We start from the raw sequence: 22,360 nt of genomic DNA, 5'->3' as shown, positions 1-22,360 counted from the left end.
TAATTTTTTGTAAACAATCCTACTGACTATCTAACCAAATATCTTAGCATGAGAATTTGTTTATTAAATAACTAATTTATTTACGATTAATTTTATCACCAAATATTAACTGTCCTCGAAAAAGCATAAATTAAGCATTTTTATAGCGTAGGCTTTCTGGTAACCATCGCCTAATTAAGGCTTCGGCTTTAATAGGATCTGAGAGTAGGAGGGTTTCTCCTATTTTTTGTGCATATGGAATAAGGTCTTTATCTCGAATTAAATCTGCTATATGAAAATTTAAAGAACCTGTTTGTTTTGTGCCTAGTACTTCACCTGGCCCTCGTAATGCGAGATCTTCCTCAGCAATATAAAAACCATCATTACTTTGTCTCATCACTTGCAATCTTTTTTGAGCTGTTTTACTTAATGGCGTTTTATATAATAGCACGCAGTGAGAAGCAACTTGACCTCTCCCTACTCTGCCTCTTAATTGATGTAATTGTGCTAAGCCAAGTCGTTCTGGGTTTTCTATGATCATTAAACTTGCATTTGGTACATCGACTCCGACTTCAATGACAGTTGTCGCAACAAGTAAATCGTACTGGCCTTGCTTAAATGCCTCCATCAAACTTTGTTTTTCAGTTGATTTCAACCTTCCATGAATTAAAGCTATCTTTAATTCAGGTAAAACTTGTTGTAATACAGTATACGTTTCTTCAGCTGCTTGTGCCTCTAACACCTCAGATTCATCAATTAAAGTACATACCCAATACACTTGTCTTTTTTCAGTCAAACATGCGCTTTTGACTCTATCTATCACTTCATCGCGGCGTGAATCAGCAATAGCAACAGTGGTAATAGGTGTTCTTCCAGGGGGGAGTTCATCAATAATTGATGTATCAAGATCAGCGTAAGCCGTCATGGCGAGTGTTCTTGGAATTGGCGTCGCGGTCATGATCAATTGGTGAGGATATACGCCTGATTGATGTCCTTTTTCCCAAAGAGACAATCGTTGTTGTACACCAAACCGATGCTGTTCATCAATAATGACTAAGGCTAGTTTTGCAAACTCTATTTGACTTTGGAAAATAGCATGGGTACCAATCACCATTTGCGCTTCACCATTTGCAATTGCTTGCTCTTGAGCAAGCCTAATTTTCCCTTTTTGCTTACCTGCGACCCAGCCAATTTTAATTCCAAGTGGCGTAAACCATTTTTCAAAATTATGTGCATGTTGTTCTGCTAATAACTCCGTTGGTGCCATCAAAGCCACCTGATACCCAGCAGCTAACACATCTATCGCACTCAATGCCGCTACTAGAGTCTTACCTGATCCTACATCTCCTTGAACTAATCTCATCATTGGGCTATTTTTAAATAAATCTGACTCTATATCATTTACAACCCGTTTTTGAGCATTTGTTGGAGAAAAAGGCAACTGTGACAAAAAATCAGTTTTAAGCGATGAATGAGGTTTTATAGCATGTGCATACAGACGCTTAGCTTCACTTCTTGCCATCAACAAACTAAGATTATGAGCTGTAAACTCTTCTAAAATCAACCTAGTTTGCGCAGGATGCTTACCCGCTTCAAGATCTGATAAACGAATATCAATAGGTGGCTGGTGAAGTAGCTGGATGGCATCAGATAAAGAAGGGAGTTGTTTAGCTATTTCTTCAGGTAGCAACTCAGCAATAGGGCAGTTTGCCAATAATTTTAATGCCTGATCGGTTAGTTTTCTCAGTTGCCCTTGGTTTAAACCATCGGTTAATGGATAAATAGGGGATAAATTTTTCGGTAAATTATTGATATCAATTGTGGATTGTGTGGTTACCTTATACTCTGGATGAGTCATTTCAAGGCCATATTTGCCAGGTCTAATTTCTCCAAATGCGATGATATATTTACCTATTGTCATGGCATTTTTCTGTCCTGCGGTGAAATGAAAAAAACGCAAATTAATTGCACCTGTGCCGTCATTTACAACGCAACTTAAAATATTACGTTTTCCATAAGTAACTTCACATTGAACTATTTCACCAAAAATAGTCACATTATCACCTGCTGCGACTTGTCCTACCGAAGTAATTTTAGTCCTGTCTTCATACCGCAAAGGTAAATGTAGTAAAATATCTTGGATAGTAAAAATATTCAGTTTAGCTAATTTTTTTAACATAGCCGCACCGACACCGCTTAATGTGCTCAATCCATTCGCATTTAATATCTGTGGGTTGAAATTCATATGTATGAATCACCATTAAGTAAGAATAATGTCATTGGTTTATTGTACAATCAGACTATCAATTTTAGCATGTAATGCTGACTGTGTCAGTTCACCAGTATGAATTCCCTGCCAATTTCCTTGATTATCGATATAGAGTGTACTCGGTAATGCATGTAAGAAATTATTATTCATCATGCTCCCTTGGGTATCTAAATACACATGACTAAATACTAGATTATTTTCTTTAAAAAAATGAATTATCGTTTCTTCAGATTCTTGTTGATTGATCAAAATAATAACAGCATCATCTCTTGTTGATTGAACCATTTGCAATGCAGGCATTTCACGTCTACAGGGTGGACACCAACTAGCCCACAAATTAATAATAACGGCTTTATTTTTCTCTTTTGCATCTTCTAATAAAGCCGTTAAGAGAACTGTTTTAGAATGATCAGTTTTTAGTTCTGTATCTGTACGAGTCATTCTAAAACTTTTAAGGTCGATTTGTTCGAATAACCTTTCAAACTGCGTTGTACTTTGTCCCCATTTTACAATACCAATTACACTCGATAGTACAAAAATAAATAGAATACCAATTTTTCTGACATTGCCTCGTTTTTTGAACGCAATCCAAATAAAGATAGGGACTAATGCTGCTGTAATTGAAAAACCTTGATCACGAATATTGATAATATCAATTGGAGAGTTAGCGTAATAGGACCAATTTTGTAATATAAATCCAAACCTTGCAAACAAAAAACCAAACAACAACAACCAAGTATCATGTCCTAATGCGTTAAGTTCTTGTTTATATCCCAACGCTCTAGCCAGCCTTTCAAAAATAATACAGCTCGCAACAAGGACCAGTAAAAGTGTCGGGAATCCTACCCCCAAAATAGTGACAGTATACCAATTCATATTGACTCTCTTGAGGGGGAATAACTGACATAATTAATTTCGATTACGATGAACACGAATAACATCAGGTAAAATACGAATTTTACGCATTATATTTGCTAAATGTACCCTATCTTTTACCGTAATTTGCATTAAAACCACATAAATCCGGCCATCTTTTTCATCTGTATTTAAATGAGTAATGTTAGAGTCGGCACTACTAATAACAGATATTAAATTAGCTAGCGCACCTTGATGATTTAAGAGTTCGATCTTAATCTCAGTTGCATAATCTTGAATCTGATCTTTATCCCAACTGACACTCATGAATTTTTCAGTATTTCTATCCGCATTTCTAAAATTTCGACATGCATCATGATGAATCACAAGCCCCTTGCCCGCACTAACATGCGCAATAATCGGGTCACCGGGAATAGGCTTACAACATTTTGCAAAGGTCAATAAAATACCATCAGCCCCTTTTATTGGTAAAACACCATGCCCTAAGTTATCATGGGCTGTTTGTTCAATATCCCCTAATAAGTGCCTTGCAATAACAACATTCATCTGGTTGCCAAAACCAATTTCAGCTAATAAATCTTCAACTGAAGTCAATTTTAACCTAGCTAATTCTTTATCAATCACAGCTGGTGCAATATCTTCCAACTTAGTTCCTTCACCTAAAGCATGATTAAGCATTCTTTTTCCTAATGTAATCGCTTCATCACGATTGACTGTTTTAATCATTTGACGAATTTTGGCTCGTGCTTTTGAGCTGACTACAAAATTTAACCAAGTTGCGTTAGGTCTGGTACCAGGTGCGGTAATGATTTCTACTGTTTGTCCATTTTTTAATGATTGGGATAACGGATACGGATTACGATCAACTCTCGCTCCTACACATGAATTACCGACATCGGTATGAACAGCATACGCAAAATCAACAGGAGTTGAACCTGCTGGTAATTCAACAATTCTACCTTTTGGTGTAAAAACATAAATTTCATCAGGCACAAGATCAGATTTAACACTTTCAATAAATTCAGAGCTATTACCTGAACTTTGCTGAAGTTCAATAATACTTTGAAGCCATTTTTGTGCGCGTACCTGTGCAGTAGTGCCATTTCGGCTATTTATATCCGTTCCGTCTTTATAAGCCCAATGTGCAGCTACCCCCATTTCTGCCATTTGATCCATATCTTCTGTACGAATTTGAACTTCAACAGGCACACCATGAGGACCAATGAGGGAAGTGTGTAAAGACTGGTAACCATTTGCTTTAGGAATCGCAATATAATCTTTTACTCGACCAGGCTTAGGTTTATAGAGGCTATGAACATGACCAAGTACACGATAACAACTATCGATGTCAAGAACGATGACTCTAAACGCATAGATATCCATAATGGAATGAAAACGTTGTTCTTTTAACTGCATTTTATTATAAATAGAGAAAATATTTTTTTCTCTTCCAAATACACGACATGCAATATTTGCATCAAGAAGTCGTCCAGAAATTTCATCCAGTATCCTCTGAATCATTTCTTTACGATTACCTCTTGCTGATTTGATTACTTCTTTAATTACACGATATCTATTTGGATAAAGAGCCTCAAATCCTAAGTCTTCCAGTTCAACCTTAATATGTTGAATCCCTAAACGATGAGCTAAAGGACTATAGATTTCTAACGTTTCTTTAGCAATTCTTCTGCGTTTATCTGGTCTTAATGAGCCAAGAGTCCGCATATTATGGGTTCTATCTGCAAGTTTAATTAAGATCACTCTGATATCTTGTACCATTGCCATGATCATTTTTCTAAAATTTTCTGTTTGCGCTTCTTTTTTGTCTCTAAATTTTAGTTTATCAAGCTTAGAAACACCTTCAACTAACTCAGCAACGCTTTTGCCAAATAACTGCTGCATATCATCAAATGTTGCATCAGTATCCTCAATTACATCATGCAGTAAAGCTGCCATTAATGTTTCAACATCTAAGTTCATTTCAGCTAAAATAGAAGCTACTGCAACAGGGTGGGTAATATAAGGTTCGCCACTAGAACGCGTTTGTCCATCATGAGCATCAAAAGCCACTAAATAAGCTTTATAAAGACGCTTTATTTGATCTTGGGATAAATAATTGGATGTAATGGATTGAAGCGGGTAGAAGTAGTCCAAAATTGAGTTCCCTATAAGTGTATATATATCATTACTGTTTTTAACAGAGTTTATGGTATGTTAAGCATATCAAATGCTCATTTTAGCGGATACCCATTGAGAAAAAACAGTTACTCTCATTAAAAAGCGTTATAATGTGTGATAATAGAAGATGTGATGATAATCATCAACCTCATCTAGACAAAATGCTCACTTTTTTTATTTTTTTATTGCTTACTTAGGTTAGTCTAAATGGATAATGTTGTAATAAAGCTTGAAATTATTCACGCTATTATACTCGGTATAGTAGAAGGTTTAACAGAATTTTTACCCGTTTCCTCAACTGGGCACATGATATTAGTAGGTCATTGGCTCGGATTTGAAGGAAAAGCAGCTGAAACGTTCCAAGTTGTCATCCAACTCGGTTCTATATTAGCAGTTGTAAGTGTCTTTTGGAGAAGGCTTTTTGGCTTAATAGGCATTCACTTTGGCAAAAAGCCCGAGAAACAGAGTTCAGTTGGTCAACTCACTCTATTGCATATTATTTTAGCTGGATTACCGGCTATTGTGATAGGCCTAGCTTTGCATGATCAAATTAAGTCTCTTTTTTCCTCTAACATGGCTGTTATATATGCACTAGTTGCGGGAGGATTTTTACTGCTCGCTGCTGAATTTTTCAAACCGAAAACAGAAAAAACTAGCTCACTTGATGGCATGACATATAAACAAGCCTTCATAATTGGCTGCTTTCAATGTTTAGCGCTTTGGCCTGGATTCTCTCGGTCTGGTGCAACAATTTCTGGGGGTATGCTACTTGGTATGAATCGTTATGTAGCAGCAGAGTTTTCGTTTATTCTAGCCGTTCCTATGATGATGGGAGCAACAGTATTAGATGTTTATAAAAACATCGAGTATTTGACGGTTGATCTTTTGCCTGTTTTTGTTGCAGGTTTTGTAACGGCTTTTATTGTAGCCTTAATTGCAATTAAAACATTTTTAAATCTTATCAAAAGAATCAATTTTATTCCATTTGCAATTTATCGTTTTATTGTCGCAGGCTTTGCTTACTGGGTATTTTACAGCTAAAGCATTACTTGTACCTTGGCTGTCTAATAACTGGGCTTGGTAAATAAATTAAAACCAAGTTCAGTAACAATAAACAGGTTACCACCTAAACAATATAGGCTGAATTACAAGCTTAGCTTATTCTGGATGATAAACAGGGAACCAAATAGTCATTTTAAGTCCACCTAATTCACTTCTTTCTGCTCTCACCCAACCATGATGCTGCTTAACTACCGCCTCTACAATCGCTAAACCCAATCCTTTGCCCCCAGACTCGCGCGCTCTTGCTTCGTCTGTTCTATAAAATGGTCTAAAAAGATGTTCAAGCTCATCTTCTTTTACCCCAGGACCATCATCATCAATAATGATGGTGATGCCTTTAGCATCTCCCAAAAAGGATACTTCAATTAATCCGTGTGAATAACGAAGTGCATTTCTAACGACATTTTCAACAGCACTTTCAAGTGCATTAAGTGTTCCAAAAACTTTCCAATAACCGATCTCTGTTTTTAGAACGAGTGACTTATTTTTTTGCTCTGCTTCAAATTTTGCATCTTCAATAACATTAAACCACAATTCATCAGCAGTGATGACCTCTCTATGTAATTGGTCAGTATATTGCTTACGAGAAAGTTCTAAAAGTTCATTTATCATAACATCAAGACGCTGCGTTTCCATCTCTATACGGTTTAATTCTTCTGTTTCACCACTTTTTCGTCTCATCAAAGCAGAAGCAAGTTGCAAACGCGTCAAAGGAGTTCTCAGTTCATGAGAAATATCTGATAAAAGCCTATGCTGCACTTGCATCATTTTTTCAACAGACTGGACCATATGATTAAAGCTACGTCCTGCTGCTCTAAACTCAATAGGGCCTTGTTCAAGTTCGGGGCGCACAGATAGATCACCTTGTGCAACTTTATCTGCCGCTAACTTTAACTTCCGAGCAGGCTTAGCAAGGCTCCAAGAAAGCCATAACAAGAGTGGCGTACTAACTATCATGATAACTAGAAGGAGTAAAATTGGGTCATCAAAAAGTTGACTAATAAAAGGAGATTGGGATTCATCAATTTTACGAATCAGGTAAAGTAAATAAGCATCCTTATCATCATTTACGATAAAAGGACCAAGTAACTCTCTATCTTCATACCGTTTTTTTTGCGGATGTTCATAATCGTTAGAAACACCAATAAAATGCCTAATAAGCTCGATATCTCTACGTTTAGCACCAATTAACCGCCCTTCACTATTAACTAAAAAAACTGATAATTCAGCCGTTTTAGCATTATTAACAATTCGTGAAAGGCGTTCAAGCCAAAAAGCTTGATGGTGTTGCTGCTGTGAAATAATGCCTTCAATTTTATTCGCTATTTCAAAAGCTGCTGTTTTATCTTCATGCGTAACAACTTTAATGTTACGCATATCTAACTTTGGAACAAATAGGACAAGAAAAATAACCAGTACCATTGTAAACCAAAATATCGCAAAAATCCGCGAAGTTAGATTTTTGAACATATTTAGCCTACTGCAACCATTAAATAACCACGACTTCTTAAAGTTTTAAACCAAGGCAAACCATCTTTACGCTCAGGTAATTTACGCCTTAAATTCGAAACATGCATATCAACAGCTCTATCAAATGGGCTTAAAGGTTTACCTAATACTTTCATACTCAAGTCATCTCTAGAAACAACTAAACCAACATTTTGAGCAAGCAAGTATAACAAGGTAAACTCAGTTCCTGTCAAATCCAAAACTTTGTCATCAAACCTTGCCTCTTGGCGTCCTGGATAAAGAACAAGGCCATCAATGGAAATAACAGGGGAAACATCATCTGAACTCACAGGCTCAGTGAAAGGACCATCCATCCAAGCTGATCGTCTTAAAAGCGCTCTGATGCGTGCCAATAATTCCCTATCATTAAATGGTTTTGCAAGATAGTCGTCCGCACCTAGCTCTAGACCTAAAACTCTATCAAGCTCGCCACCTCTTGCTGTTAGCATAATAATAGGCAACGTGTAATTTTGTCTAATTTCTCTTAAAGCATCTAGGCCATTTTTATTTGGCATCATGATATCTAACAAAATAAGATCAATGGTATCATCAAGCTTAGCTAATGCTTCAACGCCATCATTAGCTAATTCCACATGAAATCCGTCAAGCTCTAGTAATTGCTTTAAAAGAGCGGTTAACTCACGATCATCATCAACTAGCAGTATCTTATTCATTCATTACCCTTACTTTAAGTTATCATTTAGCTTGTTGTTAAATAACACTAACAACCCAAAATCGTTTCGATTATTTGGTGCTTAACTATTTAATTTTTTCATATCTACTGACAATAATCTTAGCAGATGTGACTAATATATCGGCAGAACACTAAAATACTGTAACACAAAAACGAGAAAATACACATATTTTCTAGATAAAGAGTTTGATTTCAAAATGAATTCAACTCATTTATTTCTCCTGCCTTTACTCTAAAATGTTTTGTACTCTCCTCATGATAGGATTGAAAATCAGTCAAATGCTGCGAACCTAAAGCTGTGATAAAGACCTGAGCCTTTTGGTTTTTTAGTGCAGATGCGAGTTTATTTTTTCTTTCATCATCTAACTCAGCGCTAAAATCATCAATCAAAAAAACACATTGCCTTTCTAGTTCACTGGTAAAAAAATGACCTTGAGCTAATCTAAGCGCGCACATTAAGAGTTTGAGTTGCCCCCTTGACAAAATACTTTCAACTGGCAAATGTCCTATATGCATGCGCATATCTGCTTTATGAGCACCTAATGTCGTATACCCCATCATTTTATCTCTTTCATATTGTTTTTCAAGTAATTCCTTATAACTTGAATTCACATTCCAACCAGGATAAAACTGAATATTTATTTGGTGATCAGGCAAAAAACTTTTTATATAACTATGAATGATATTAATAAGTCTTTCACAATATGTTTTCCTAATTACAGTCACTTCTTCGGTTAGGCGAACTAATTCTTCATCCCAGACGCTTAGTTGAGCATAATTATATGTTTGTTTTAGTGCTGCATTTCTCTGTTTTACAATTCTTTTTATTGCATGCCATTTAGGATAAAATTGGGGGAAATGGTGAAAACACCCCCAATCAACAAATCCTCTGCGAAACTTAGGGCCACCATCCACTAAGGCAAACCCTTCAGGAGTAATGAGTTGCATTGGTAAATTTTGTGCTAACGCAGCGATTTTATGACCATCTTGTTCATTAATCTTAACTCGTACATCACCATTTCTGTGCTTAAGCAATCCAACTTTTATGGATTCTTGTTCCACACCATTTAATCTTGCATGCAAAATGAAACTTTCTGCTTCATGATTTATTACCCTAGCGGTAAGCGAAGTTCTAAACGCTCGGCCATGACCTAATGTATAAATAGCCTCAAGTAAACTTGTTTTCCCACTGCCATTTTCTCCTACAAAACAATTTAAATGAGAAGAAAAGGATAAATCTGCTTCTTGAATGTTGCGAAATTTATGTATGGTTAAACGTTCAATTAACAAATAATCACCTATGTTAAAGATTTTCTAAGATTAATACAAAAATTGAATATAGCTTATCACAATTTTAGGTATTTTCATGCATATCCTTATACAACTTACCTTAAATAATATTAACCACTATTTATATGATAAACTTTTCTTGCTTTTGTTGTATAATGCAACTCACAAAATTTGATTTAATTGATGAAACCTTCATCCCCTCAAATTCGCATGATATTTCACATCTTAAATAATAGTTAAAAAATCAACATGACAAAAGATTCTCTTTATACCGCAAATTCAATTGAAGTCCTAAATGGCCTTGAACCCGTTAAAAGACGTCCAGGCATGTATACTGATACAACAAGGCCTAATCATCTCGCACAAGAAGTGATAGATAATAGCGTAGATGAAGCATTAGGCGGGCATGCTACCCTTATCGAAATTATTCTCTACCCTGATCACACACTTGAAGTTAGAGATAATGGTAGGGGGATGCCTGTAGATATTCATCCTGAAGAAGGAGTCAGTGCTGTTGAATTAATTTTATGCAGGCTACATGCAGGTGGTAAGTTTAGCAACCAAAATTATAAATTTTCTGGAGGTCTACACGGAGTAGGTATTTCCGTAGTGAATGCGCTTTCACTACGTGTAGATGTAGAGGTTAGACGAGATGGAAAAATATACCACATTGCTTTTGAAAATGGCGATAAAGTAACTGAATTGTCCGTTATTGGTGAATGTAAAAAATCTGAAAAAGGAACTTGGGTTAAATTTAAGCCAGATCCTAAGTATTTTGATACTCCACGATTTTCCACATCAAAATTAGCACATAATTTAAAAGCTAAGGCGGTTTTATGTCCTGGAGTTGAAATCCGCTTTAAGGATTTAGCAGCAGAAACTGAACAAGTATGGCGCTATGAAGATGGATTAAATGATTACCTATGCGCAGCAGTTGACGGTCTACCTACACTTCCAGAAAAACCATTTGTAGGTAGCCATCAAGGTGAATTAGAAGCTGTTGACTGGGCACTTGTCTGGCTACCTGAAGGTGGTGAGCTTATAACGGAGAGTTATGTTAACTTAATCCCAACTCCAGTTGGTGGTACACATGTTAATGGTCTTAGGCAAGGTCTATTAGATGCTATGCGTGAATTTTGTGAATTTAGAAATCTCCTACCACGTGGCGTTAAACTTTCGCCTGAAGATGTATGGGATAGATGTGCCTACGTTCTTTCATTAAAAATGCAAGAACCTCAATTTGCAGGTCAAACTAAAGAGCGTCTATCCTCAAGACAAGCTGCGGGAATTGTCTCAGCGGTTATAAAGGATAGTTTCAGCATCTGGCTTAATCAAAATACAACCATAGCAGAACAACTTGCAGAACTTGTCATTGCTAATGCACAAAAAAGATTAAGAGCCGCTAAAAAAGTCATTCGTAAAAAATTAACCAATGGACCGGCTCTACCTGGAAAACTTGCTGATTGTACTTCGCAAGACCTTTCAGTCACTGAATTATTTTTAGTTGAAGGGGATTCTGCTGGTGGTTCAGCTAAGCAAGCTCGTGATAGGGAATACCAAGCCATCATGCCGCTTAAAGGAAAAATTTTAAATACTTGGGAAGTTTCTTCTGATGAAGTATTAGGCTCACAGGAAGTTCACGATATTTCAGTTGCTATTGGTATTGACCCAGATAGTGATGACTTATCTGGCTTACGTTATGGAAAAATTTGTATCCTTGCGGATGCTGACTCCGATGGTTTGCATATTGCCACCCTATTATGCGCCCTATTTATGCGTCACTTTAAACCACTAGTTGCTAATGGTCATGTTTATGTTGCCATGCCACCTTTATACCGTATTGATTTAGGCAAGGAAGTCCATTATGCATTAGATGAAGAAGAGAAAGAACATATCCTTGATAAACTAAAACGTAAACGTGGCACCCCAAATGTTCAGCGTTTTAAGGGATTAGGTGAAATGAATCCAATGCAATTACGAGAAACAACCTTAGATCCTAATACTCGCAGACTAGTTCAGTTAACTATTTCAGAAAATAATAGCGAGGCAACCTTTGCGATTATGGATATGTTACTAGCCAAGAAGCGTGCAGAAGACAGAAGAAACTGGCTTCAAGAAAAAGGGGATAAAGCTGATATTGAGCTATAAACCCTAACAAACTGGTAATAAGACATTAATCAAACTTTTACGATTAATGTCTTCATTAAATCACTAGCTAATTCCCTCTAAAGAGACAGATCTTTAACTGTATCAGATACATTTTCAGCATCTATAATAATCTTTTCTATCGCAGATGATATTTGAGAAGTTTGACTTTCTCCCGCAGAGGTCATTTTAAAGACATCACTGATTTTATCATCTATTTTTTGTGTCACAGATGAGTTTTGGGCGATTACCTCTGCAATTTGAGAGGTAGATTGCGATGTTCTTGCCGCGAGCTGTCTAACTTCACCAGCAACAACAGCAAAACCACGACCTTGCTCCCCAGCTCTAGCTGCTTCAATTGCAGCATTTAAAGCAAGTAAATTGGTTTGATCTGCTATTGAACTGATAGTTGAGACAATAGACTCAACATTTTTTGATAATCGATTTAATTCAGCAATCAACCCATTCACATCTTCAACAGCTAAGTTAATCTCTTTAGAGTTTTCAAGTAAATGGCTAATTGACTCACGTCCACTCAAAGCACTTACTACAGTTTCTTGTGCAATGCCACTTGCTGTTTGAGCAGCCGTTCTGACTCGCATGCTTTTTTCAACTCTCTCAGTAATATTACTAGCTAATTTAATAATTTTTGTAATATTACCATCTCTATCATAAATAGGATTATAAGTAGCTTCCAACCAAATTTCTCTTTGCTGCTTATCTATTCGAAGGAATAATCCTGTTTTAATATTACCTGATGCAAGATCTTTCCAGAAAGTTGGGTTTTCTTGATAAAACTGATCTGTACAAAACATTTTATGATGGCGTCCACGAAGTTCATCATTGGTATATCCCATCACATGCTGAAAATTAAGATTAGCTTCAATGATAGTGCCATCTGGTTCGAATTCAATCACGGCTAGCGATTTATCTAGCGCAGCAATAAGTGCTTGCTTATGCTCTAATTCAACTTGTTCAGCAGTAACATTAGATGCGACTTTAGCTACATAGTCTACTTTACCTCGTTTCATCACTGGAAAATAGCTTGCTGCAAGCCAAATTTTATCACCACGCTTAGTTTTTCTCATGAAACGTTTGTTTGAAGGTACCCCGCGGGCAAGTGATTCCCAAAACTCTTTATATTCAGTTGATTCACTATCTTCAGGAAAACAAAGAATACTATGATGTTGTCCTTTAATTTCATCAAGTGTGTACCCTAAAGTATCAAGTAGTTGCCTATTAGCATATTTGATAATACCTTGGGGAGTAAATTCTATGTAAGGGACAGCTGCACTAATTGATTGAAAAAAACGTTGACTATCTGATTTGCTCTTATGGGTCTGATAAGGCCCTTTACTACTAAATAAACTTCCAAACATATACTACTCCTCTACACTTGATAAAATTGAAATAATTATTTTATAAACGAATCAGCATATCATTAATAGTCAAGTCACTTATCTATTAAGTGCCCGCTATTTGGTTTAAGCATCGTTCATATATTTCAATTACATTCAATCTCGACACTTAAATAGCTTGATTTAATGCCTGTTGTTTAAATCAAACACATCACTATCATGTTGCTGAGATATCATACTATCTAATTCAAACTGACCAATTGCTCTTTCTAGTAAAGCAGATTGCTCTTCAAGATGCAAAGTAGCATGAGCAGCCTGCTCAACTAATGTTGCATTTTGCTGTGTTGTCGTGTCAATACGAGCAATCGCAATATTTACCTGAGAAATACCTTCAGTTTGTTCATTTGAAGCAATCGCGATTTGATTAATCAATATTGACACATCATTAATCGAAACTTTAATTTTATCCATTACTTCATCTACTTCAGCTGCACGTTGTATACTTTCTTTACTCATGCTCACCGAACTATCAATTAATGATTGAATTTCTTGCGCTGCACTTGATGAACGCTGGGCTAATGTACGGACTTCATTCGCAACAACAGCAAAGCCTTTACCTTGCTCGCCTGCTCTAGCAGCTTCAACTGCTGCATTCAATGCTAGAATATTCGTCTGAAACGCAATACCCTCAATTAATGAGGTGATATCATTAATTTTAGCCGCGCTTTCCCCCATACTATTAACTGTTTGAATCATATTAACCATTGCCTTACTACCTTGATCAACCATAGTAACTGCGCCTTGAGTTAAATCATCTGCATTAGCGGCTGTTTCTGCATTCGCTTTTACCGTTTGAGTTAACTCAGTCATGCTAACAGAGGTTTGTTCAAGAGAACTCACTTCATCTTCTGTACGCCTTGATAAATCTTGATTTCCAGCATTGATTTGAGAAACTGCAGAATATATTGCATCACTACTTTGACGAATCTGCAATACGATATGCTGCAAATTATCACGCATCATCCTCATACGTGCGAGTAGACTATTAGGATGATTGCTATTTATTTTGATATTAACATTTAATTTACCTGCTGCGATTTGCTCTACAATAGAAGAAACATAAGCTGGATCACCACCAAATTGAGCCATGAGTTTTCTTGTAATAAGTAAGATTGTTAAAGCAATAACAATTAAGAAGAAAATAAATACGCAAACTAAAACAATAAGTGACCGCTGAATTTCAATTGATGCTACTTTTGCATCATTTTCAAACAATTTATCTATCACAATGATCAATTCATCAACACTTTTCTTATGTTCAAAAAACGCTTTATCTAATTTTTGGTACGCTTTATCACGCTCAGGGCTTACCCTTAAATTATTTTCAATATCTTTTTGAACCGTTGGAATAAGTTCTGAAAAGGTAGTTTCAAAAAAAGCTAGAGCATTTGAATGTATACCGCCTTCAATAAGTGTCATCAAAACTGTTCTATCCGATTCTTTCTGCTGCCATTTTTTATGGTCACGCATATAATCAGACTGATTTTGTTCAAAGATTTGTTTTTGTGCATTTAGCTCATCTAATGTCTGCGCTTGGTATATTTTATTAGCGGCAACATAAGCGCCTATTGCATAAATAGTAGGTGGCATACTATCTGCTTTAAGATCTTGTAATTGTTTAAGCTCATCAAATATAGGACCATCCATCCTAGAGTCATTAATTACTTTGAATGACCAAGCGCCATACGCTAAGAAACCCAAAATAATTATGATAAAGAGCATAAGAAACTTCTGAGATAATTTCATATTTCACCTAATTCAAAACCTAGAGAGTGCATGAGTGAGCCATTTCAATCTAAAAATGCCTTATTTATGCGCATAAACCTTATTCCTGAGTACATAATAGTAAAAAAAATAAAATAAATCAGCTTACTTTGTAAGTAAATATAAATTTAATTTTACTCGTTCTCGTATAATAATAACAAAATAATGATTTAATTAAAAATAGTTTACACATCCATGCTTACACTTTATTACGAATAATTTTCAATTATCAATTTAAATGGCATATTCATTCGTAATAACCATAAAAAGAATCTAAATAGAGTAGAGTGTTAAGCAAAATCGCCAAATCTCACTTGGAGCGCAGTGATTGCACTTAGTGCTGCCGTTTCTGTTCTTAATACTCTAGGCCCTAATAGAATTTCAGTAAAATTAAATTTAAGCGTCATTTCAATCTCAGACTCAGACAACCCTCCCTCTGACCCAATTAAAAGATCAATTGGATCATTTAAATTTACAAGTGAAAGCTGATTTACTGTTTTGTCGGCTCTTGGGTGAAGATTTAATTTAAGTTTAGCATCATCTCTTTTGCACCAATTCTCAAGCGTCTGGATCGGATTTAATACTGGCAAATAATTCCGCCCAGATTGCTCGCAAGCTGAAATAATGATTTTTTGCCATTGAATATGTTTTTTTAGTGCACGATCTTCATCTAATTTAACGCCGCATCGTTCTGAATATAATGGTGTAATTTCAGTCACTCCAAGCTCAACCGCTTTTTGTATCGTAAACTCCATTTTATCGCCACGAGAAATAACTTGGCCTAAATGCAGTCTAAGAGGAGACTCCCTATTTTGTTCATATTCAGACTGTACTATCACTTCCACATCACGCTTTGTAATTTTTGAAATAATAGCCTCATAGCAATAATTATTCCCATTAAATAAAGAAATTGGTTGCCCCTCTTGCATTCTCAATACTCGAGCCACATGATTTGCAGCCTCGACTGACAATAAATATTGCTTTTTCTCAGTCAGTGCTTCTGGGTGGTATATTCTTATTTCTCTCATAATAATTCCTAGTTTATTAATTAATTAATTGAGGTATTTTGTAGGTATTGACAGACTGAAAGTACGCCACTAACTAATCGTGGCGTTTCTCTTGAAAATATATCAGCATTGAGTTGAATTAATTTTACATTAGGAAGATATTGTTGATAAAACCTCGTTAACTGGCTTTGCATTTTTTGACCTGTATGCTCAGTTGCGTTATCAAAATAAGTGATATCTTCAAAAATAATTGTATTGGCAGACAACAACTGTGTAGGTGTAGAAATTAAAATGACACTTGGGTTTTGAGCTACGATACTCTCTTTGGAAACTATTGGCCAAGGTGCTAATTCATCAGCAAATAACGTATTAATTTGACATCTCGCTAACAGTTCGTGAATTAATGAATTCTGATTTGTTGTTAAAATTGGATTATCTGAAAGTTCAAGAAAAGCTGTAACGCCTTTTGTAGAATTTTTACCAATCTCATCAATTTTATTGATTGTAGTTGTTAATTGAAATAAAGTTTGTTCCGCTATCTTAGGATTTGGACTTATCTTTGAAAGAGATTCTAACGTTGAATATAGCTCTTCGACTGTTTTAATATTAATTATCACAACAGTTAAGCCTATCATTTCGAGCTTATTAATTGTTTCTTGTGAAATTAAGCCCTGCTGGGCTAAAATTAACGTCGGTTTGAGGCTGAAAAGAAACTCTAAATTAACGCCATTTGAATCAGAAATAATCGGTAAATCTTTAGCCTTAATTGGGTAGTTTGAAAAATCACTTACCCCTACAAGATTATCACCTAGTCCTGCAGAGAAAACTAATTCAGTTAAGTTTGGGCTTAAAGTAATAATTCTTGATTGAGCGCTATCTACATCAGCAATTAAATTCCATGAAAGGCAAAATAAGACTCCACCTAAAACATAGCTCAACACACTCAATGCCGTTGACTTTATCATAAAGCTTATTTCCACAACAAGAAATCAGCTTTATGCCTGATTGATAGTTTGAATGATTTTAGTTACAAGTAAACTTGATTGTTTCGCTGCTATTTGTAAGAATTCATCAAATGAAAGATGAGATTTTTGATCTGCCACATCAGAAATCGCTCTAACAACAACAAAAGGAATGTTAAATTGATGGCATGTATGAGCAATCGATGCTGCCTCCATTTCAACCGCAATCACAGTAGGAAAAGATGTCAAAATTCTATTTAATGGCTCAGATCCATTAATAAACGCATCTCCACTACAAATTAACCCAGTCACAGCATTGAGCTTAAGTTCATTTGCACAATTGACGGCAATTTCACTTAACTTGATATCCGCCTCAAATGCCGCTGGCGCACCTGCCATTTGTCCTATTTCGTAACCAAACGCAGTTACATCTGCATCATGATAACGAACTTGTGTTGAGATCACGATATCGCCAACATTTAAACTACTTGCTAATCCACCTGCTGAACCAGTATTAATCACTAAATCAGGCTGATAATGTTCAATTAATAAAGTCGTTCCGATTGCAGTTGATGTTTTACCAATACCTGATTTAAGTAACCCAATATGACAATCATTTATTTTACCTATATAAATTTCACAACCACCTCTAGAGACCGTTTTTTCTATGGTCATTGCACTTCTTAATATAGCAACTTCTTCTTCCATTGCACCAATAATACCAATTCTTTTCATAGCTCCCCCATTGAGTTGTTAATCATATTTGAATTTAATTTTAGCTGCTTTTTTAATTATATTGAACATGCATCAACAAAAGAGCATTATTATGAAATTCATTTATGAATTATACCTTATATATTCAAGAATAACGACCACGTCGTTACCCCCCGCCTTAAAGGACGAGGTTTTACGGCAAAATGGATAAAATAATGATGACTATTTCTCCTATTTAAAAAACGATGATACCTAGGGAATATGATTCATAAAATATTTAGTCAACAAGTCTATTTATAATTATTGTATATATGCATGTTTTAAAACTTTCTCTAGCCAGCTTAAAGGGGCTTGATATAAGAGAGCTAAATCTTCTCTATCTATCGCATCTAATGTGTTTTTTACTTCTAATGCAAATTCAGTATCTCCTTCAATTCTAAGTCTTCTTTGAAAAAATAAAGTATCAGCATCTACTACCTGAGCCGCTATCAATAATAACGCTTGGCTATCACCACTAAGCACAGCTTGATTAACGATAGGATTAGCTATTATCAGTTTATGATTTTTATACGTAATAGACCAACTAAAATCCAAATCTGATATCTCTATTTTTAACCATTTATCCCTTAAAAAATCAAATTCCCCTTCTCTAATCGAAACCTGCAAGGCATGATTAAAAGCATCTGATAATACTTGATTAATGAGTAACTTAGGGATTAACTTAAGTTGATACTTTGTCAGTGTTTTAATCACTATTGGGAGGCAGTACTTTAATAAAACAGGAGGAGCAATCAGTGAGTCCATAGTATTAATTCTCTTATTCAATTATACAGTTTCAGTTAAATAGTTTTTTTGGAAAATTGAATTTTCATTCTCACTTATATCAAAATTCTATGAATGTAGATTGTTCCACATCAAAAACATTTTTGTTAATCCGATTAAACTTATTGCTACTTAAAATTAAATTGTTAGGAATTGATATGGAATTATTATGTCCTGCTGGTAACTTACCTGCTGTAAAAACAGCTATCGAAAATGGTGCTGATGCAGTTTATGTTGGTTTAAAAAATGATACAAACGCTAGGCATTTCGCTGGATTAAATTTCACTGAGGAAAAACTTGCCAAAGCGGTTGAATATGCTCATTTGCACCACAAACATATTCACGTTGCAATTAACACGTTTGCTCATCCTGATGGCATTGAGAGATGGAAAAATGCGGTTGATATCGCAGCAAATACTGGTGTTGATGCCCTAATCATTGCAGATTTGGCGATATTAGAATACGCTGCAAAACAGTATCCGGCTATTCAAAGACATGTATCAGTGCAAGCATCAGCCACAAATGAAAAGGCAATTTCGTTTTATGCAAACAACTTTGGAGTGAGCCGTATCGTTCTACCTAGAGTATTATCTATACACCAAGTAAAACAGCTCGCTAGGACAAGCCCGGTACCACTTGAAGTATTTGCATTTGGGAGTTTATGCATCATGGCTGAAGGTCGTTGTTATCTTTCATCTTATTTAACTGGTGAATCTCCAAATACAAAAGGAGCGTGTTCACCTGCAAAGTTTGTACGCTGGGAGGAAACATCAACGGGTAGAAGTGCAAGGCTAAATGATGTCTTAATTGATCACTACTTAGAAAATGAGCTAGCAGGCTACCCTACCTTATGTAAAGGTAGATATATCGTTGATGATAGAAAATTTCATGTATTAGAAGAGCCTGCGAGCTTAAATACTTTGGAATTGTTACCTGAACTTATCAAAGCAAATATTATTTCAGTGAAAATTGAAGGTAGACAAAGAAGTCCCGCTTATGTTGGTCAAATTGCTAAAATATGGAGAAATGCGATAGATACTTGCAAATCTGCCCCTGAAACCTATGCGGTTGATCCTAAGTGGCTCAATGCACTGAGTTCACTGTCTGAAGGTAGCCAAACAACATTAGGTGCTTATCATAAAACCTGGCAGTAACTTGCTTTTATTTCTATTATTTTTTACTTTATTGGAAGCGTAATTATTATGCAATATTCACTTGGCCCCATACTCTATTACTGGAAAAAAGAACAAATCGAGCAATTTTACGAGCAAGCAAAAGGATCTGATGCTGATATTATTTATTTAGGTGAAACGGTTTGTACTAAAAGGAGAGAATTAAAATTTAATGATTGGTTTGATCTTGCAAAATCACTTACTCATAGCGGTAAACAGATCACTCTCAGTACCTTAGCCTTATTAGAAGCTCAGTCAGAAATTAAAGAGCTTAAACGCTACATTGAAAATGGTGATTTTTTAATTGAAGCAAACGATCTCTCAGCCATTGAGTTAGCAAAAGAAGCAAAAATTTCTTTCACTGTTGGACACTCTGTCAATTGTTATAATGCACAAACATTAAATATTTTTCTAAAACAAGGAATGAAGCGCTGGTGTATGCCTGTTGAACTTTCAAGAGATTGGCTACAAAAAATTGTCATTGAAGCTGAAAATCTGAATATCCGATCTCAATTTGAAATTGAAGTGTTTTCATATGGGTACCTGCCACTAGCCTACTCTGCAAGGTGTTTTACAGCTCGTTCAGAAAATAAAAATAAAGAACAATGTGAAACATGTTGTATTCATTACCCACAAGGTAAACCAGTTTACACTCAGGATAATGACACAATTTTCACGCTAAATGGTATACAAACACAAAGTGGGTATTGTTATCATTTAGGCAACAGGCAAGCAGAAATGGAAGGGCTTGTCGATATTATCCGTTTAAGCCCGCATGATGACACTATTTTTGATATGTTAAAACAATTTAAAGCCTATCGCGAAAAATCGATTGCCTTTCAACCTAATAATAACCTATGCAATGGATATTGGCTCAACATTGAAGGTATGAAGAGTGTTTCACTGTAAAAAATTATTAATGAGATTTCAATAAAAAACTATATTGAAATCCCCATAGTTATAAAATTAGAAAACATGTAAAATCAATCAATTCTAGGAACCTGCAACTTGAATATTTTCAATCAGAATAGATCCTGTCTGGATTGAAGAGCGAGTTTCAATATCACCACCAATTGCAATAATTTGCTGCCACATTTGCATTAAATTACCAGCAATTGTTATTTCACTAACTGGATATTGAATTTGCCCATTTTCTACCCAAAATCCACTTGCTCCTCTAGAATAGTCACCTGTGACGCCATTTACACCTTGTCCCATTAATTCTGTTACCACTAAACCGGTGTGCATAGTGTTAATTAAGTCAGATAAATTTGTATTATTTTGAGGGTGCCTATTATCTTGGATAAACCAGTTATGAATTCCACCTGCGTGCCCTGTTGTGACTAACCCAAGTTTACGAGCAGAATAAGTCCCAAGTAACCAAGTTGCAAGATGACCTGAATCAATAATATTACGAGATTGGGTTTTCACGCCATCATTATCAAAGTAACTTGAACCAAGCCCTTCTAAAACATGAGGATTTTCAAATATGGTCAACCATTCTGGCATAATCTTCGTCCCTAGGGCATCTAGCAAAAAAGTTGATTGCCTATAAACGCTATTACCACTAATTGCACCGACTAAATGACCTATCAATCCTGTTGCAACTTCCGCAGTAAAAATAACAGGGGTTTGCTGGGTTTTAATTATTCTAGGAGATAACCTGGAAAGGGTTCTTTTAGCACATTCTAAGCCAACTTCTCTAGCCGAACATAATTTTTCAAATCTCCTAGCAATTGAATAAGCATAGTCTCTCTCCATATTCTCATTTTCCATAGCAAGTACGCTACATGAAATTGAATGCCTGCTTGAGCTATAACTTTGCAGCATACCGTGAGAATTGCCATACACATTAATACCATAATGGCTGTTAAAACTACCGCCTTCGCTATTAATAATTTTAGTGTCAGCATGCCTAGCTGTTTCTTCAGCTTCAGCAGCAATTGCTACAGCTTGTTCAGCATCTAAAACCCAAGGATGAAAAAGATCAAGATCTTGAGTCTCAAATGCTAGAACTGATTTATCAGCAATTCCTGCATAAGGATCTTCTGAACTATATTTAGCAATATTAATCGCGGCTTGTACAGTAGAACGTATTGCTTCTGGACGTAAATCAGTCGATGACGCACTCCCTTTTTTATGCCCACAATACACTGTAATTCCGAGCGCACCATCACTATTAAACTCAAGTGTTTCAACTTCACCTAATCGAGTAGATACACTTATGCCTGTACTTTTTGTGATAGCAACTTCCGCACTAGTCGAATCAATTGCAGCAAGTTCAAGTGCTAAAGCAACTGCATTTTCTAACTGTTTTTTTTCAATCTCTACATCTTGTTTAATATTATCTATACTGTTGATGTATTGCTCTGCCATGAGATTTCCTTAATAAGTGTGGTGATTGAATATCATATCTTGGTTTACTCTGCGTTATCTAGGTTTTGGGTTAATTTAACCAACAAGGGCACATTTAAATAATTTAATATAAAATCAAAACCT

Annotated in this window: 17 protein-coding genes; 4 read left to right on the top strand and 13 right to left on the bottom strand. The window is 35.7% G+C overall.

The window, feature by feature from the left end; genetic code table 11:
- Positions 1–130: 130 nt before the first annotated feature.
- From recG to spoT, 3 genes are read right to left on the bottom strand one after another with little or no spacing between them, the layout of a single operon-like run.
- Positions 131–2,224: an ATP-dependent DNA helicase RecG gene (gene recG, locus BMW37_RS02080; RefSeq protein WP_093317361.1), complete on the bottom strand. Its 2,094-nt coding sequence runs from the start codon at positions 2,222–2,224 to the stop codon at positions 131–133.
- 39 nt (positions 2,225–2,263) lie between these two features.
- On the bottom strand, positions 2,264–3,124 hold the full coding sequence (locus tag BMW37_RS15865; protein WP_093317358.1) for a redoxin domain-containing protein: 861 nt from the start codon (positions 3,122–3,124) through the stop codon (positions 2,264–2,266).
- 33 nt (positions 3,125–3,157) lie between these two features.
- Positions 3,158–5,278, bottom strand: coding sequence for a bifunctional GTP diphosphokinase/guanosine-3',5'-bis pyrophosphate 3'-pyrophosphohydrolase (gene spoT, locus BMW37_RS02070; protein ID WP_093317355.1), 2,121 nt, complete (start codon positions 5,276–5,278; stop codon positions 3,158–3,160).
- Positions 5,279–5,509: 231 nt separating this feature from the next.
- Between spoT and bacA the strand changes: the two genes are divergently transcribed.
- Positions 5,510–6,343 (top strand): undecaprenyl-diphosphate phosphatase, encoded by an 834-nt coding sequence (gene bacA, locus BMW37_RS02065; protein WP_093317353.1) that lies wholly within the window; start codon positions 5,510–5,512, stop codon positions 6,341–6,343.
- 117 nt (positions 6,344–6,460) lie between these two features.
- On the opposite strand, the gene cpxA is transcribed toward bacA, so the two are convergent.
- From cpxA to recF, 3 genes are all read right to left on the bottom strand, one after another.
- Positions 6,461–7,834 carry an envelope stress sensor histidine kinase CpxA gene (gene cpxA, locus BMW37_RS02060; protein ID WP_093317350.1) on the bottom strand — a complete coding sequence of 458 codons (1,374 nt, stop codon included), beginning with the start codon at positions 7,832–7,834 and terminating at the stop codon, positions 6,461–6,463.
- A gap of 2 nt (positions 7,835–7,836) precedes the next feature.
- Positions 7,837–8,547, bottom strand: coding sequence for an envelope stress response regulator transcription factor CpxR (cpxR, locus tag BMW37_RS02055; RefSeq protein WP_093317346.1), 711 nt, complete (start codon positions 8,545–8,547; stop codon positions 7,837–7,839).
- A 212-nt stretch (positions 8,548–8,759) separates the two neighbouring features.
- Positions 8,760–9,857, bottom strand: coding sequence for a DNA replication/repair protein RecF (gene recF / locus BMW37_RS02050; RefSeq protein WP_093317344.1), 1,098 nt, complete (start codon positions 9,855–9,857; stop codon positions 8,760–8,762).
- Between the two features lie 249 nt (positions 9,858–10,106).
- Between recF and parE the strand changes: the two genes are divergently transcribed.
- Complete coding sequence (parE, locus tag BMW37_RS02045) at positions 10,107–12,005, top strand: DNA topoisomerase IV subunit B (RefSeq protein WP_093317341.1); 1,899 nt, start codon at positions 10,107–10,109, stop codon at positions 12,003–12,005.
- A gap of 77 nt (positions 12,006–12,082) precedes the next feature.
- On the opposite strand, the gene BMW37_RS15690 is transcribed toward parE, so the two are convergent.
- The 6 genes from BMW37_RS15690 to ubiT form a co-directional block, all read right to left on the bottom strand.
- Positions 12,083–13,381, bottom strand: a complete 1,299-nt coding sequence (locus BMW37_RS15690) for a methyl-accepting chemotaxis protein (protein WP_093317339.1) — start codon at positions 13,379–13,381, stop codon at positions 12,083–12,085.
- A gap of 162 nt (positions 13,382–13,543) precedes the next feature.
- Entirely contained in the window at positions 13,544–15,142 is a 1,599-nt protein-coding gene (locus BMW37_RS02035) for a methyl-accepting chemotaxis protein (protein WP_218139443.1), read from the bottom strand.
- 332 nt (positions 15,143–15,474) lie between these two features.
- Complete coding sequence (rsmE, locus tag BMW37_RS02030; RefSeq protein WP_093317334.1) at positions 15,475–16,212, bottom strand: 16S rRNA (uracil(1498)-N(3))-methyltransferase; 738 nt, start codon at positions 16,210–16,212, stop codon at positions 15,475–15,477.
- Between the two features lie 20 nt (positions 16,213–16,232).
- Positions 16,233–17,156, bottom strand: a complete 924-nt coding sequence (locus BMW37_RS02025) for a helical backbone metal receptor (RefSeq protein ID WP_093317331.1) — start codon at positions 17,154–17,156, stop codon at positions 16,233–16,235.
- A gap of 30 nt (positions 17,157–17,186) precedes the next feature.
- A complete protein-coding gene (gene mtnN / locus BMW37_RS02020) occupies positions 17,187–17,888 on the bottom strand; it encodes a 5'-methylthioadenosine/S-adenosylhomocysteine nucleosidase (RefSeq protein ID WP_093317329.1) in 702 nt (233 codons plus the stop codon).
- Between the two features lie 279 nt (positions 17,889–18,167).
- Positions 18,168–18,671, bottom strand: coding sequence for a ubiquinone anaerobic biosynthesis accessory factor UbiT (gene ubiT, locus BMW37_RS02015; RefSeq protein WP_093317326.1), 504 nt, complete (start codon positions 18,669–18,671; stop codon positions 18,168–18,170).
- Between the two features lie 176 nt (positions 18,672–18,847).
- Between ubiT and ubiU the strand changes: the two genes are divergently transcribed.
- Together ubiU and BMW37_RS02005 are read left to right on the top strand one after the other, a co-directional pair.
- A complete protein-coding gene (gene ubiU, locus BMW37_RS02010; protein ID WP_093317324.1) occupies positions 18,848–19,843 on the top strand; it encodes a ubiquinone anaerobic biosynthesis protein UbiU in 996 nt (331 codons plus the stop codon).
- 48 nt (positions 19,844–19,891) lie between these two features.
- Positions 19,892–20,770, top strand: coding sequence for a U32 family peptidase (locus BMW37_RS02005; protein WP_093317322.1), 879 nt, complete (start codon positions 19,892–19,894; stop codon positions 20,768–20,770).
- A gap of 84 nt (positions 20,771–20,854) precedes the next feature.
- Here the strand turns inward: BMW37_RS02005 and pmbA are convergent, their stop codons facing one another.
- Positions 20,855–22,237 carry a metalloprotease PmbA gene (gene pmbA / locus BMW37_RS02000; RefSeq protein WP_093317319.1) on the bottom strand — a complete coding sequence of 461 codons (1,383 nt, stop codon included), beginning with the start codon at positions 22,235–22,237 and terminating at the stop codon, positions 20,855–20,857.
- Between the last annotated feature and the right edge of the window lie 123 nt (positions 22,238–22,360).

The organism is Thorsellia anophelis DSM 18579, assembly GCF_900111395.1.
In the GTDB taxonomy this organism is placed as follows: domain Bacteria; phylum Pseudomonadota; class Gammaproteobacteria; order Enterobacterales; family Thorselliaceae; genus Thorsellia; species Thorsellia anophelis.
The sequence above is the reverse complement of the archived record's forward strand: the minus strand, read 5'-3'. Positions and strand labels throughout refer to the sequence as shown.

Excerpts from the sequence above, each read along its gene's own strand:
- recG (WP_093317361.1), bottom strand. The coding sequence starts at position 2,224 with ATGAATTTCAACCCACAGATATTAAATGCGAATGGATTGAGCACATTA.
- BMW37_RS15865 (WP_093317358.1), bottom strand. The coding sequence starts at position 3,124 with ATGAATTGGTATACTGTCACTATTTTGGGGGTAGGATTCCCGACACTT.
- bacA (WP_093317353.1), top strand. The coding sequence starts at position 5,510 with ATGGATAATGTTGTAATAAAGCTTGAAATTATTCACGCTATTATACTC.
- cpxA (WP_093317350.1), bottom strand. The coding sequence starts at position 7,834 with ATGTTCAAAAATCTAACTTCGCGGATTTTTGCGATATTTTGGTTTACA.
- cpxR (WP_093317346.1), bottom strand. The coding sequence starts at position 8,547 with ATGAATAAGATACTGCTAGTTGATGATGATCGTGAGTTAACCGCTCTT.
- parE (WP_093317341.1), top strand. The coding sequence starts at position 10,107 with ATGACAAAAGATTCTCTTTATACCGCAAATTCAATTGAAGTCCTAAAT.
- BMW37_RS15690 (WP_093317339.1), bottom strand. The coding sequence starts at position 13,381 with ATGTTTGGAAGTTTATTTAGTAGTAAAGGGCCTTATCAGACCCATAAG.
- BMW37_RS02035 (WP_218139443.1), bottom strand. The coding sequence starts at position 15,142 with ATGCTCTTTATCATAATTATTTTGGGTTTCTTAGCGTATGGCGCTTGG.
- rsmE (WP_093317334.1), bottom strand. The coding sequence starts at position 16,212 with ATGAGAGAAATAAGAATATACCACCCAGAAGCACTGACTGAGAAAAAG.
- BMW37_RS02025 (WP_093317331.1), bottom strand. The coding sequence starts at position 17,156 with ATGATAAAGTCAACGGCATTGAGTGTGTTGAGCTATGTTTTAGGTGGA.
- mtnN (WP_093317329.1), bottom strand. The coding sequence starts at position 17,888 with ATGAAAAGAATTGGTATTATTGGTGCAATGGAAGAAGAAGTTGCTATA.
- ubiT (WP_093317326.1), bottom strand. The coding sequence starts at position 18,671 with ATGGACTCACTGATTGCTCCTCCTGTTTTATTAAAGTACTGCCTCCCA.
- ubiU (WP_093317324.1), top strand. The coding sequence starts at position 18,848 with ATGGAATTATTATGTCCTGCTGGTAACTTACCTGCTGTAAAAACAGCT.
- BMW37_RS02005 (WP_093317322.1), top strand. The coding sequence starts at position 19,892 with ATGCAATATTCACTTGGCCCCATACTCTATTACTGGAAAAAAGAACAA.
- pmbA (WP_093317319.1), bottom strand. The coding sequence starts at position 22,237 with ATGGCAGAGCAATACATCAACAGTATAGATAATATTAAACAAGATGTA.